The organism is Ralstonia mojiangensis, from assembly GCF_023955645.1.
GTDB lineage: Bacteria > Pseudomonadota > Gammaproteobacteria > Burkholderiales > Burkholderiaceae > Ralstonia > Ralstonia mojiangensis.
In genome coordinates this window covers 336,476-349,498 of the sequence record NZ_JAMXHU010000001.1, presented here as the reverse complement: position 1 = coordinate 349,498, position 13,023 = coordinate 336,476, and the positions used below count along the sequence as shown (strand labels likewise).

Annotated in this window: 17 protein-coding genes; 5 read left to right on the top strand and 12 right to left on the bottom strand. The window is 62.7% G+C overall.

Annotated features, from left to right (window positions below; genetic code table 11):
• Window positions 1-2: 2 nt before the first annotated feature.
• From NG898_RS01650 to NG898_RS01600, 11 genes are all read right to left on the bottom strand, one after another.
• Window positions 3-341, bottom strand: coding sequence for a DUF1484 family protein (locus tag NG898_RS01650; protein ID WP_252690819.1), 339 nt, complete (start codon window positions 339-341; stop codon window positions 3-5).
• A complete protein-coding gene (locus tag NG898_RS01645) occupies window positions 334-510 on the bottom strand; it encodes a hypothetical protein (RefSeq protein ID WP_252690818.1) in 177 nt (58 codons plus the stop codon). Before NG898_RS01645 ends, NG898_RS01650 begins: the two co-directional genes overlap by 8 nt.
• Window positions 511-758: 248 nt before the next feature.
• Complete coding sequence (locus tag NG898_RS01640) at window positions 759-1,025, bottom strand: Ogr/Delta-like zinc finger protein (RefSeq protein ID WP_252690817.1); 267 nt, start codon at window positions 1,023-1,025, stop codon at window positions 759-761.
• Window positions 1,026-1,076: 51 nt separating this feature from the next.
• Window positions 1,077-1,295: a hypothetical protein gene (locus NG898_RS01635; protein ID WP_252690816.1), complete on the bottom strand. Its 219-nt coding sequence runs from the start codon at window positions 1,293-1,295 to the stop codon at window positions 1,077-1,079.
• Between the two features lie 12 nt (window positions 1,296-1,307).
• Window positions 1,308-2,066, bottom strand: a complete 759-nt coding sequence (locus tag NG898_RS01630; protein WP_252690815.1) for a hypothetical protein — start codon at window positions 2,064-2,066, stop codon at window positions 1,308-1,310.
• On the bottom strand, window positions 2,044-2,304 hold the full coding sequence (locus NG898_RS01625) for a helix-turn-helix transcriptional regulator (protein ID WP_252690814.1): 261 nt from the start codon (window positions 2,302-2,304) through the stop codon (window positions 2,044-2,046). Before NG898_RS01625 ends, NG898_RS01630 begins: the two co-directional genes overlap by 23 nt.
• 467 nt (window positions 2,305-2,771) lie before the next feature.
• Entirely contained in the window at window positions 2,772-3,077 is a 306-nt protein-coding gene (locus NG898_RS01620; protein ID WP_252690813.1) for a helix-turn-helix transcriptional regulator, read from the bottom strand.
• 110 nt (window positions 3,078-3,187) lie between these two features.
• Window positions 3,188-3,937 (bottom strand): histone H1/H5 family protein, encoded by a 750-nt coding sequence (locus tag NG898_RS01615; RefSeq protein ID WP_252690812.1) that lies wholly within the window; start codon window positions 3,935-3,937, stop codon window positions 3,188-3,190.
• Between the two features lie 107 nt (window positions 3,938-4,044).
• Window positions 4,045-5,292, bottom strand: a complete 1,248-nt coding sequence (locus NG898_RS01610; RefSeq protein WP_252690811.1) for a tyrosine-type recombinase/integrase — start codon at window positions 5,290-5,292, stop codon at window positions 4,045-4,047.
• A 178-nt stretch (window positions 5,293-5,470) separates the two neighbouring features.
• Window positions 5,471-6,721 (bottom strand): NADP-dependent isocitrate dehydrogenase, encoded by a 1,251-nt coding sequence (icd, locus tag NG898_RS01605; RefSeq protein WP_004631917.1) that lies wholly within the window; start codon window positions 6,719-6,721, stop codon window positions 5,471-5,473.
• Window positions 6,722-6,981: 260 nt separating this feature from the next.
• Window positions 6,982-7,347, bottom strand: a complete 366-nt coding sequence (locus tag NG898_RS01600) for a sugar dehydrogenase complex small subunit (RefSeq protein WP_252691599.1) — start codon at window positions 7,345-7,347, stop codon at window positions 6,982-6,984.
• Window positions 7,348-7,741: 394 nt separating this feature from the next.
• Between NG898_RS01600 and NG898_RS01595 the strand changes: the two genes are divergently transcribed.
• The 5 genes from NG898_RS01595 (at window position 7,742) to NG898_RS01575 (ending at window position 12,539) form a co-directional block, all read left to right on the top strand.
• Window positions 7,742-7,954 (top strand): hypothetical protein, encoded by a 213-nt coding sequence (locus NG898_RS01595; RefSeq protein WP_252690810.1) that lies wholly within the window; start codon window positions 7,742-7,744, stop codon window positions 7,952-7,954.
• Window positions 7,955-8,140: 186 nt separating this feature from the next.
• Window positions 8,141-9,655 (top strand): metallophosphoesterase, encoded by a 1,515-nt coding sequence (locus tag NG898_RS01590; RefSeq protein ID WP_252690809.1) that lies wholly within the window; start codon window positions 8,141-8,143, stop codon window positions 9,653-9,655.
• Window positions 9,652-10,992, top strand: a complete 1,341-nt coding sequence (locus NG898_RS01585) for a cytochrome-c peroxidase (RefSeq protein WP_252690808.1) — start codon at window positions 9,652-9,654, stop codon at window positions 10,990-10,992. Before NG898_RS01590 ends, NG898_RS01585 begins: the two co-directional genes overlap by 4 nt.
• Before the next feature lie 90 nt (window positions 10,993-11,082).
• On the top strand, window positions 11,083-11,535 hold the full coding sequence (locus NG898_RS01580) for a DUF192 domain-containing protein (RefSeq protein ID WP_252690807.1): 453 nt from the start codon (window positions 11,083-11,085) through the stop codon (window positions 11,533-11,535).
• Between the two features lie 38 nt (window positions 11,536-11,573).
• The gene (locus tag NG898_RS01575; RefSeq protein WP_252690806.1) at window positions 11,574-12,539 is read left to right on the top strand and encodes an MBL fold metallo-hydrolase; all 966 of its coding nucleotides are present in this window, start codon (window positions 11,574-11,576) and stop codon (window positions 12,537-12,539) included.
• On the opposite strand, the gene NG898_RS01570 is transcribed toward NG898_RS01575, so the two are convergent.
• A complete protein-coding gene (locus tag NG898_RS01570) occupies window positions 12,536-13,003 on the bottom strand; it encodes an MliC family protein (protein WP_045202750.1) in 468 nt (155 codons plus the stop codon). The genes NG898_RS01575 and NG898_RS01570 overlap by 4 nt on opposite strands.
• Window positions 13,004-13,023 lie beyond the last annotated feature (20 nt).

Genomic DNA, 13,023 nt, shown 5'->3' with positions numbered 1-13,023 from the left:
CCTCACAGCATGTCGTGGACGTTACACAGGGCACGGTCCAACTGTTGTTTGAGCGGAGCAAGCAAGCAATGCAGGCTTTCGTGTTCAGCCGAGCGGTCGCTCTGCAGGTCGAGAAGACGCAGGATGCCGTCAAGCCCAGCGCTCACACGCCAGAGCTCGGCGCAGCTTTGCTCGGTGGTTTGGCGGATGAGCTCGCCCACATCAAGCAATTGCTCCAGTGGTGCGCCGAACTGCGCTGCAGCGCGACTGCTTGCCTGCTGCACCTGGTGCACGAGCTGAGAAACGAGCTGGCGCTGCTGCATCATCGCGAGGCTAGGCGTGGCGTCCATGTGCTTATCCATGTGCCACCTCCGCCTTTGCGATTGCGGCCACGGCAAGAAGCGCGGCGCCAGCAACATCGAGTGATGCGCGGTCATCGGGCGCTGCAACGGCGTCGCGCAGTGCAGCGCGAACGATGGCAATAATTTGCGGGAAAGCGGTTTGCTCAGGACGAGCGAAAGCGTTAGGCATTGCGGCCTCCTGTAGAAGTGGAGACCCGCCGCTCATTTCCACATGAGGGTGGCGGGCCAGACAGCGGGGGTGGAAAACCGGCCTACAGGAAACCGGCCCAGCCGAAGCTGGCCCCGCCCGGCCCGCCATAAAAAGGGCGTGCGAAGGCGATACGGACGAAAAAAATGCCGCGAACGCGGCCTGTCCGCCTGTAGAGATCGGGTTTCCACACCCGGCCACCGCTGTTTCGGTGACAGCTAGATTTTTGGTCATCGGGCAAGTGGTGTCAAGCTGAGCTCACAACCGTTGACGTGTTGCTCTGCGCCGGCTGCTGATCGCGCTGCCAACTGCTGCGCGACTTCTGGATCGGGCGTGTTGCTCGGTGCCAGCGTGCGCACAACTTCCGTCAGCGCAACGAACGTGTGGCCGCATTCCAGGTTGCAGCACTGGCAGTAGAGCTCTCTTGTGAATCGCGTTACCCGCCGGCTGGAGCGGATGTTCGCGACGCTGCTGCAGTGAGGGCAATTGATCTTCATGGCTTCAAAGGAGAGCGCATTGCCGGCGTGGTGCCGGCAATGGCGGTGGCGTTAGCAGTCGGTGCGGATCACGTCTTGCTCGTTGCGTGCCTGGCGGTAGGTTTGGATGCTGTCGTCAGGCGCGGCGCCTACAGGCAGCGCGTGGGAGAAAACTGTGCCGCAACTGTGGCCGTTGCAGCGGTAGAGCGCTTCGCGTTGGCCGTCGGAGCGGAGGATGGTGCCGTTAGGGGCGGTCAGGCTGTTGCAGCCAGGGCAGTGGTGAATCGACATGGTTGGGCTCCGTTAGTGGTTGATGGATTGCTGCTGTTGTGCAGCGGCTAGCTGCTTTGTCACCCGCCTAAAGTGGATGGTGGCAGGGGTCATTTCTTTGAATCGGCCCAGGCCAGCGGGGCGCTGCGCAGCCTGGAACAAGGGATCCCCCTCGACATCGAACTTGAACGACTGGAGACCCCGTTGGATATGGCCGTCCATGACTGACAGAGCAGCATTGCGGGCGCTGTCGGTCCAGTGTTCCCACTGAGCCATGCCCCGCCCTGTCTGCGCCGCGAAGGCCCATTGCTGCATTCGAATCGCCCGATACAAGGGCTCCAACGTGGTGCAGGCTTGCTTAATGAGCTCATCGGCATAGGTGCTCAAAAGGGCCACGTAACATCGACGCTCTTTGTCTTTGGCGATGCCCGCTTTCTCAGCTGCCTCCTCATGTGCTGCCTCAAGCTCGGCCATCACTGAACGGTAGTCTTCGGCGAGCGTGTAGGCCGCACGCTCTTTCGCCTTGAGTCGTTGAATCTCTTTGGCTGACGTGCCGGGTTTCCGCAGCAGCTGGGCGACTTCTTCGCGGGCCTCGGTGGCCTCGCTTTCTGCTCCCTCTGCCGCTTTGCGTTGATGCTCTATTTCGGCATCGATTCGGTCGGCCTCATCGCGCGCAGTCTCGAAGCTGGCGCGTATGTCTTGGTACTGCTCCACGTGCGCCTGGAGCTCGGGCGGTAGTTGCGGTGTTGTGGTCTGCATGGAAAGGCTTTCAGGGTTGACGGGCTGCGACACGGCTGGCCATCCACTCGTGGATCTCGGATGCGAGCCACGCGACGGTCTTACCGGTGAGTGGCACGGGCTTGGGGAAGTCGCCACGGCGCATGCCGTCGTAGATGGACGACGTGGGCAAGCCGCACGTGGCGCTCACTTCCGGCAGCCGCATGAAGCGCTCAGCCAACACGCCCGCCTTGCCGTGTATGGCTGCAGTGGCGGCTCGCGTGTTGGGCGCCTCGATGTGCGAACGGATCATTTGCGTTCCTCGTCGATGGGTTGGAATCGAGCGGAATTGCTCGGCGGTGCTCGGTACTGCTCAGAGCCTTGCCAGTCTCGGCAAGCGCGCGGCTTGGGGCAATGCAGGAATGTTGTGCCCCATGGGTGGACAACGTTGCGGCGCCTGACCGATAGGCAGATGCAGCGCAAGCGCGGCGCCACAAGGCCGCAGAGGCGCTGCGTGCCGCAAGGGTTGCTCGGCATGTCGCCGCGCTTGGCGAGCGCCTGCGGGCCGCTACAGCGCCGCTGCGGCCACGTTCGTGCGTGGAGGTGGTGACGAGGCACCAGACGTGCGCGCACCTACCGCGCGCCGTTGGGACCCCGCCTCACCGGCGCGCTTCATCGAGTGGTTTTTATGCGCGTGCATAACCTTCTCGGAGCGGCACGCACCGTGGCGCTGCGCGGCATTGGCGGCCGCAGAAAACTATGCGGATTTATGCACCTGGCTTATGCACATGTGCCCTCGCATGGCCCTTCGTGCATTACGTGCCCGCGATAGCCTGTTGGGTCGCTAAGGTAAGCGCGCACGTCTTCGGCACGCCAAGCGGTGACACGCGAAGAGAGCTTTGTCGGCGCGGGGAAAGAACCGTCCTTCACTTTCCGCCAAAGAGTCGTACTAGAAAACGGCAGGACGGATGGAATTAGCTGGGACTGGCGGACATAGCCAGTCTCCGGAAGAGCACCGGTCGGGTTGCTACGGGGCTTGATGCCCTGGGGAATAGCGGCTGGTGTGCCGTTCAGGTTTGATTTCATGTCGCGTTACCTCAAGCGTTGATGCGACACGAATTGAACAGCTACGGCGACGCGGCAAATAGCCGGGCAGGTGAAGAAAACCCCTACCCTGGAGCCAAGGTTGGGGGAGGTCAGTTGTCTGCGGAGGGAGGTATGGTTGTTCCTAAGCCCGCAGCATTGGGTGACGGCCTGTCAGGAGTCTTCGGCGCTCCCCCTGTCAGCTGCCAGTTAGCTACCTTTGCCACCTCCTCAATGCCTGTCTCGTTTGGTTTGCCATTGGCGTCTGACAGGCCGAATTCGTCCGCATGTTCACGCAACCACTTCGCAATAGCCTGCTTTGGTGAAGCCCCTTTACCGTCCTCAATGGCTCGCCATGCCGAAACTGCAGCTGCTAGCTTCGGAGCGTATCGGGGATGGGCTGGATCGAGAAAATCCGAAGGCGCCGACCTGACACCCCGCCCTGCAATGGACCGCACTTGATTCAAGATCCTGTCGCAATCGGCCGGATGCAAGCGCCAGTTGCTCCACCCTGCTGCATCGTCTTCGCGGCCTGACGCGAAGTCGGAGAGGGCCAAGTCACTCATGAGCTGCTGCTTGCTGTCCCGATCTTCGCGAGGAAACCAGAGCCCAAGGACTTGATCGTCCAGGTAGAGCTCCATATCCGATTCGTTGAACGCTCGCTCGACAATGGCTGCCGCCCGTGATCGCTCTACGCCCAAGATTTCTTGAACCTCTGCCCATACGTCCACGACCTTGCGAAGGTTGCTTCCAACTATGGCCTTAGACAGATCTCTCATTGCATGCCTTACGTGATTCAAGAATTCAAAATGTCGGAGATGCGCCTCAACCTGCCCTCCACCGATTTGGATAAGGGCATTCATCGGAAGACTGGTGCCAGATGTCGGCAATAAAAGCCTGGTTGTCGGCATACAGGTCAAGCACACCCGCCGCTTTCTGCGCTCAACGCCTAAACCGGGCTCAATAGCTATCAAGCTGCTTTTTCGGCGAGATTGACTATGTTTCCCGCAGCGGAGATAGCTGCTTGCCGGTCAATCTCATCTGCCAGGTACTGCAACGCGCGTCGGCGCTCCGCTTCTAGCTCGTGATGGTGATAGCTTGCCGCCGTTTGATTACGTTCGGTGTGGGCGAGCAGCAATTCCACAACGTCACGGCCGAACCCATGTTCACGCAGCAGTGTCGCTGCTGTTCCACGCGTACCGTGCGGGGAGAATTCATGCACCCCGAACTCCAAACGCTTGAAAAGATGATTCAACGTTGCGTCCGCAAGCGGGACTGTCGGGATGGACGGCGACGGAAACGCATACTCATAGCCGCCACTCACTGCTCGCTGAATTTCAAGTAGCTCTACCGCCTGTCTAGATAGAAAGACGCGGTGCGGCCTCCGCGACTTCATCCTGTCTGCAGGAATGTCCCACTGCGCCCTGTCGAAATCGAATTCCGCCCAGCGGGCGCGCAACACCTCGTTTTTTCGGCACATGCTGTACACGAGCATGCGCGCTGCGGCAATCGTTGATGGGTGCGCCCCCTGCTTACCAAGCGCACGCCAGAACGCGCCCAGCTCGGATTCGGAGAGGTGTCGGTGGTGTACCGCCTTTGGGACAGTAATCACGCCTCGCAACGGGCGAGCTGGATTGGACTCTACCAAAAGCTTCTGCACGGCATAGTCGTAGCACTGCTGGATGATTCCGCGCACGCCCTCAGCCGTATTCGGCGTGGCACGAAGCTCCTCAATGATGGCTAATACATGGGCCGGCTTCACATCTGCTAGCGGCTTGCGCCCGATGGCTGGCCACACGAATCGAGCCAAGCGGGAGTGGATTTGCTTTCGGTAGCCCTCCGTCTTCCCTGCCAGGCGCTCATCGACCCACTTGAGAGAGAACGCCTTGAACGAGCGGTCATCCGCATCCAGCGCCTCACGTGCTGCGCGGTCAGCCTTCACTTCACGGTTATGTGCAGCCGGGTCTTCGCCGCGCGCAACCATCGCCCGATACTCTGCGTGCCGGTCACGGGCATCCGCAATGCTGACTTCTGGATAACGCCCAATAGAGACGTCGGGACGCTTACCGTCCAAGGGGTACTGGTACTTCCAATTTTTTGCCCCGCCAGGGGAGACCAACACGAACAGGCCCCCGCCGTCGGTCAGTTTGTAGGGCTTCTTTTTCGGCTTGGCGTTGTTGATCCGCGTGGGGGTTAGGACATAGTTAAAGTGGCGCATGGGATCACCCTCAGAAGTGAGGTTAGCGAGGGTTTATCACCCCCAATCAACCTCACAATTGCCCTCACTAAATGAGGGTTGCCATGATATCGCCTGGTAGGATCTGAAATGTAAAAAACCCCGGAGATCGTTGATCAACCGGGGTTTCTGGTTCGCCGTGAAACCTGGCGAAACGATCTTACATGTTGTCGATCATCACTTGACCGAAGCCCGAGCACGACACTTGGGTCGCGCCTTCCAGCAGGCGGGCGAAGTCATACGTGACCTTCTTCGACAGGATCGACTTCTCGATCGACGAGATGATCAGGTCAGCGGCTTCCGTCCAGCCCATGTGACGCAGCATCATTTCAGCCGACAGGATTTCCGAACCCGGGTTCACGTAGTCCTTGCCTGCGTACTTCGGAGCCGTGCCGTGGGTGGCTTCGAACATCGCCACCGAATCCGACAGGTTGGCACCCGGGGCGATACCGATACCGCCGACTTGCGCAGCCAGGGCGTCGGAGATGTAGTCGCCGTTCAGGTTCAGCGTGGCCACAACCGAGTACTCGGCCGGACGCAGCAGGATCTGCTGCAGGAAGGCATCGGCAATCGCGTCCTTGACGATGATTTCCTTGCCCGTCTTCGGGTTCTTGAACTTGCACCACGGGCCGCCGTCGATCAGCTCGGCGCCGAATTCCTTCTGTGCCAGCGCGTAGGCCCAGTCACGGAAACCACCTTCCGTGAACTTCATGATGTTGCCCTTGTGCACGATCGTGACCGACGGCTTGTCGTTGTCGATCGCGTACTGGATGGCCTTGCGCACCAGACGCTCCGTGCCTTCGCGCGAGACCGGCTTGACGCCGATGCCCGAGGTTTCCGGGAAGCGGATCTTCTTGACGCCGAACTCGTCCTGCAGAATCTTGATCAGCTTCTTGGCCTTGTCGCTCTGGGCTTCGAATTCGATGCCGGCGTAGATGTCTTCCGAGTTCTCGCGGAAGATGACCATGTCGGTCTTCTCCGGCTCTTTGACCGGCGAAGGCACGCCCTTGAAGTAGCGCACCGGGCGCAGGCAGACGTACAGGTCCAGTTCTTGGCGCAGCGCCACGTTCAGCGAACGGATGCCACCGCCCACCGGCGTCGTCAGCGGGCCCTTGATCGACACCACATAGTCCTTCAGGACTTGCAGGGTTTCTTCCGGCAGCCACACGTCCGGGCCGTACACCTTGGTCGACTTCTCGCCGGCGTAGATTTCCATCCACGAAATCTTGCGCTCGCCCTTGTAAGCCTTCTCAACCGCTGCGTCCACCACCTTGATCATCACCGGGGTGATGTCGAAGCCGGTGCCGTCACCTTCGATGTAAGGAATGATCGGGTTGTTCGGAACGTTCAGGGAGAAGTCTTGATTGACAGTGATCTTCTCGCCGGCCGGGACCTTGATGTGTTGATACATGGACGACTCCAGTGCAGACCGCAGGTAGCGGGTGGACGGTGGGGGTTGACAGCACAGCGCGCCGCTCACGGGTTGGCCGGCGTGGCGCGCTGCAATGAACTGGCGATTCTAACGGCCTACGATGACGCGCTCACGATGCACCGCACAAAATCTCGCATCTGGCGCAAGCCGCAACTCTTATATAAGACACAAGAGTGAATTCCGCATTATGCCGGAAAATTTCACCATCCGCCATACTTCGAGCCCCTGAGCGGGCGCCGTCAACGGCCCGTCCGGCCGGTATCGGAAGCGCACGCCATCAAGGCGCGAACATCGGCCGAGGCGGCTTCCGGATCCCGCAGGGCGCCCCAGGCGTCCACCACCCGGACCAACGCGGCACGCAGATCGCGCGCGTTGTCAGCATCAAGCAAGCGGACCAGGCGGGCAGCATCCACGCCCGGATGCCGGCGCACCAACCACGCAAGCGTCTGGATGTGCTCGATAAAGCGATCGTCACTCCGGTGCAGATGGCTGAAACAGGACAGCCCAGCGTGGCGATCCAGCGGCGCGCCGGAAATCGTCTGTGACACGAGCATGAAATCGTCGAGGGCGGAAGCGCCGTGCGAAGGCGGCCACAAACCGGGCACGGCGCCCAGCACAATCAACGCGCCGCAACCCAGGACAAAATCGCGGCGCCGGAAACGGGCCGGCAGAACCGGGGCGGCGGGCTTGGCGGGACGGGAAGATGACGGCGGGAGAGACACGGCAAGCCTTGAGCAAAATCGGCTCGCATTCTGGGGGTGCAAGCGCCGCCATCCAATCAGACCGCTCCGAAACGCGGGCGCCCAAGCTGGGGGGCGGGCATCTTTCTTGCGCAGCGCAACATGCGCCACATCGCGGATCAGGAAGTAAGGATTCTTCTGTCTGCCCCCACAAAAAATTCAGTGCAACGTGTCAACGCGCCTGTAACGGCCTGCGTTATTGCAGATGACTCATTTAGCGGGTCGTTGGTTAACTCACTGATCTATAAAAGGATTCACCATGAAGAAGCTGATCGCTGCCCTGATCGCCGGCCTGTTCGCCACCGGTGTGTTCGCTCAAGCCTCCGCTCCGGCTGCTGACGCAGCTGCTGCTCCGGCTGCTGCCGAAAAGGCTGCTCCGAAGGCCAAGAAGACCAAGAAGCACCACCACAAGAAGGCTGCCAAGAAGGCTGCTGACGCTTCGGCTCCGGCTGCTGACGCCGCCAAGCAATAAGCTTGTGTTTCTGCCGGGCCCACGCGGCTCGGTCGATACAGAAAAAGCAGGTGCTCATGCATCTGCTTTTTTTTCGCCCTCGCCTGCCGAACGGAAATACCGGCCGCGCATGCAGGGCTGTCAAAATAGCGCCATCAAGCTTGAGTACCTTGCCCGTTCCTCACAACAAGAAACAGGGATGGCGCAATGGAATTCCGATCGATGTTCGCTCCGGTGCGGCGAAAACGCACCGTGTTCACGATGCTCTCTCTTGCCGCGCTGGCCGCTGCCGCCGTGATTGCCGGCTGCGGTGGCTCGTCGTCTGATTCGACGCCGGTGTCGACGGCCACGCCGTCGGACGCAGCTACGGCTGATGCCAACATCCAGGCTGCCTGGGTGGAGATCGGCGACAGCAACCAGGCTGTCGTGCGCGCCGTCACGAGCTACACGAACAGCGCCTCGCCCGTCGACAGCTCGGTCTGCCCGCTCCTGACGGTGGACGGCACCTCCACGCGCATGACGCTGCGTGTGGCCGCCGGCACCCCCGCACAGCGCACCACGGCCAGCGCCGCCAGCGATTCGAAAGCTTCGTCCTTCCCTGTGAACGCCTGCGAAGCCACCGTGGCATCCACGGCCAAGGCCGCGTCGATCGGCGCGCGCGTGCTGCCCCTGCCCAAGGCGAACCCGCAGCGCGTGGTGATCCTGGCGGACACCGGCTGCCGCATGAAGAAGTCGAGCAACACGTTCCAGGCGTGTAACGACCCGCTGTCGTGGCCGTTTGCCAGCGCTGCCGCCACGGCCGCCAAGATGAACCCCGACCTCGTCCTGCACGTGGGCGATTACCACTACCGCGAAAACGCCTGCCCGCCCGACGTGGCCGGCTGCCAGGGCAGCCCTTGGGGCTACGGCTGGGATACGTGGCAGGCTGACCTCTTCCAGCCCGCCGCCCCGCTGATGGCCGCGGCCCCGTGGGTGCTGGTGCGAGGCAACCACGAGGAATGCGCACGCGCCGGCCAGGGCTGGTACCGCTTCCTGGATCCGCGCCCGTACTCGGCCGACCGCTCGTGCGACAACCCCACCAACGACACGGCAGCCAACGCGTCAGACCCGTACGCCGTGGCGCTGAGCAGCGATACGCAGGTCATCGTGTTCGATTCGGCCAAGGCGGGCACGACGGCCTTGGCGACGACCGACCCGTGGTTCCAGACCTACCAGAAGCAGTTCAGCACGGTGGGCACGCTGGCCGCCAAGCCGGGCGTGATGTCGATCTTCACCAATCACCATCCGATCCTGGGTTTCGTGCCCATCGCAGGCAGCACGCCGCTGGGCGGCAATGCCGCGCTGCTGTCGGTCATGAACAGCCTGAACGCCACGGCGTATTACCCGCCGGGCGTGCAAGTCGCGCTGCACGGCCACGTGCATGACTTCCAGGCCATCAACTTCACCAGCAACCACCCCGCGACCATCGTTGCAGGCAACGCCGGAGATTCGCTCGACGTGGCGTTGCCCGATCCGTTCCCGGCGATCAGCCCGGCTTCGGGCGTGACGGTTGGCAGCATCTCGCACAACAACTCGTTCGGCTTCATGGTGATGGACCGCCAGCCAGCGCCCGCCAAAGGGTGGCTGTTCAAGGCCTACACCGTGGCCGGCAAGCTGCTGACGACCTGCACGCAGAACGGCACGAGCCTGGTGTGCGACAAGACGGGCTTCGTTGCACCTTGAAGCGCCTGAGCACCGCGCTATGGGTTGCCGCCGCACTCGTCTCGGGTGCGGCGGCGGCTGAATCGATCGGCATGACGCCCAGGCTGGACGCCGTGCCGCCGCCTGCCGAGTCGACCGCATTCAAGCCTGACCCAAACCTCGTCGCGCTCGGTAAGCGGGTGTTTTTTGATCCGCGCCTGTCGGAGCCGCAAGGCACGTCGTGCGCGGCGTGCCATGACCCGGGTCGCGCCTTCGCGCCCACGCTGAAGGGCGAGGCGCTGCGCATCGGCGTACCGGCCGGCAGCCGCCCCGGGCATGTGGCGGCACGCAACGCGCCGTCGCTGCTGTATCTGCGCTACATCCCGCATCGCTATTTTTTCCAGGATGACGACGCGAGCTTCCCGTCGCCGTTTGGTGGCTTCTTTGCCGATGGCCGGGCCGATTCCATCCCCGAGCAGATCCGCGGCCCGCTGTTCAATCCCGACGAGATGGGCAACCGTTCGGTGCGCGAGCTGCAGCGCAAGGTAGCCGGCACGGACCTTGGCCTGGCGTTGACGAAACAGTTCGGCGCCGATGCGGTGCGTGAGCCCGAACGCCTCGTCGGCGCGTTGGGCAAGGCGCTGGAGGCCTATTTCCAGAGCGACGAGCTGGCACCGTTCACCTCCCGCTTCGACGATTTCCTGCGCAAGCGCACGCCGCTTTCCCCCGCAGAGATGCGCGGCCTCGCCCTGTTCCGTAATCCGGACAAAGGCAACTGCGCGTCGTGCCATCTGATGGTGGAATCGTCATCGCGTCCGGAGCGCTCGCTCTTTACGGATTTCGGCTACGACGCGATCGCCGTGCCGCGCAATCCGCTGCTGCCCGCCAACAAGGACCCGCGCCACTTTGACGTGGGGCTGTGCCAGACCGCCCACAAGCTCAAGTGGCCGGAGCCCGATCAGTGGTGCGGCTACTTCCGCACGGCTGGCCTGCGCAACGTTGCGGTGCGCCAGACGTTCATGCACAACGGCGTCTTCCGCACGCTGCGCGACACGGTGGCCTTCTATGCCACGCGCTCGACCGATCCCGCGCAGTGGTACCCCGGCGGCATGCGTTTCAACGATGTGCCGGCCAAATACCAGGGCAACATCAACGTGAATGCTGTGCCGATGAACCGCCGCCCCGGGACCACGCCTGCGCTGATGGAAGACGAGATCGACGACATCGTTGCGTTCCTGCGCTCGCTCACCGATGCGCGCTATGTAGCGCTGATGCCCGATCCGGCGGCGGACAAGGCGCGCTCGGCGCATGCGCCCAAGACTGGAGCCAAAACGGTCGCCGTCGAGCACCAAGCCGCTCCCAGTCCCAATACGCGGTAACAACTTCGTCGCCCGGCCGGCCGCCGTCTCATTGACGCCGGCTGGCCGAGTGCCGATCATGGAGCGTTTCTTTTTCGACCCGTTCGCGCCATGACTACCCTGTCCCGCATCTTTGCTGCTCTGTCGCTGGCCGTTGCCGCCACCGGGGCGCTCGCCCAGACTCCCACCGCCCCCAATGCCGGCCTGCCCGTGGCCGACCTGACCATCGGCATGTACAAGGTCAAAGCCGAAGTGGCGGCCACCCCGCAAACGCGCGAGACCGGCCTGATGTTCCGCAAAACCATGCCCGACACCGCCGGCATGCTCTTCGTGTTCGATGAATCCGCCGGCCACTGCTTCTGGATGAAGAACACTGATCTGGCGCTGTCCATCGCCTTCATCACCGACGACGGCACCATCTCCGACATTGCCGAGATGAAGCCGCAGACCGAAGACAATCACTGCCCCACCCGGGCCGGCAGCTACGCGCTGGAAATGAGCAAAGGCTGGTTCGCACGCAAGGGCATCAAGCCTGGCATGAAGGTGGGCGGGCTGCCGCGCTGAAGCCCACGCACATACAACAACAGAGAGGAGACCGCCGCATGCACGCTTTCGACAACAACCGTCGCCGCTGGATGCGGCAGGCCGGCGCGCTGGCCGTGGGTGCGGGCGCGGCGTCCGCAAGTTTGCCGCTGAGCGCCTTGGCCGCCGATGCGCCCAAGAAGGGCACGCGGTTGATCCTGCTGGGCACGGCGGGCGGGCCGACGCCGAAGAAGAATCGCTCGGCGCCGGCGCAGGTGATCGTCATCAACGGCGTGTCGTACGTGGTCGATTGCGGCAACGGTGTCGCACGACAATACGTGACGGCGGGCCTCAAGCTCAAGGACATCCGCCACGTCTTCATCACGCATCAGCACTCCGATCACAACGCCGATTACGGCACGCTGATGCTCCTGGCATGGGCCACCGACCTGACCGGCCCCGTCGACACCTGGGGCCCGCCACCGCTGGCCGCGATGACGACCAAGTTCCTCGAGCTGTACGACTACGACATCCGCACCCGCATTGCCGACGAAGGCCGCCCGCCGCTTGCGCCGATGATCCATCCACACGAAATCAGCGAAGGCGGGCTAGTGATGCAGGATGCCAACGTGAAGGTGACGAGCGCGCTGGTCAAGCACCCGCCGGTGTCGCCGGCATTTGCGTTTCGCTTCGATTCGGCAGACCGCTCCATCGTCATTTCCGGCGATACGGCGCCGAGTGAGAACCTCGTGCGGCTCGCTTACGGCGCCGATGTGCTCGTCCATGAGGTGATGCACCTGCCGTCGCTCGACAAGCTGCTGTCCACCGAGCCCAATGCCAAGACGCTGCGCGAGCATCTGCTGGCGAGCCACACCTCCACCGAAGAAGTCGGCCGCATCGCTACCGAGGCCAAGGTGAAGACGCTGGTGCTGTCGCACTTCGTGCCCGGCGGCTATCCGTTCCTGGAAGATTCAGTCTGGCTGGATGCTGTGCGCCCGCACTTCAAGGGCGAGATCATCGTCGGGCACGATCTGCAGGAAATTTAAGGGCGGCCGCTGGTTGCTTCGCTGCAATCGCGGTAGAGCTGATTGCGGCTGCCGGGCAGGGTCTCGTCGGCGAGGAAGCCGGTGGGGCCCTTCGTCCACCACACATACTGGCCCGACGCATAGCGCGCACCCGACGCGGCCATCACGTTGGCAAACACGAGCGTCTTACCGTTGAGCGTCATGGCGGCCAGCGGCGTATCGCCCACCGTCATGTATTTCACGAGGAGCGTCTTGCCGCCTTCGCACGTGTAGCGCACGTCGTGCGGGTCCTTGATCGGCAACGCGGAATACGCGCGCGCCTGATCGATCGCCTTGTTGAGACCGGCCTTGGCAAAGTCGAGCGCCGTGTTCAGATCGTCGGACGACATGCCCGGCACCGGCGACTGCTGCGCGGTGGCGACGCCGCTGAAGACGCCAGCGCCCAGCGCCAGCCCAAACATCACTGCAGTTGCAAAACGACGCATGGATCCGTCTCCTGGGAATG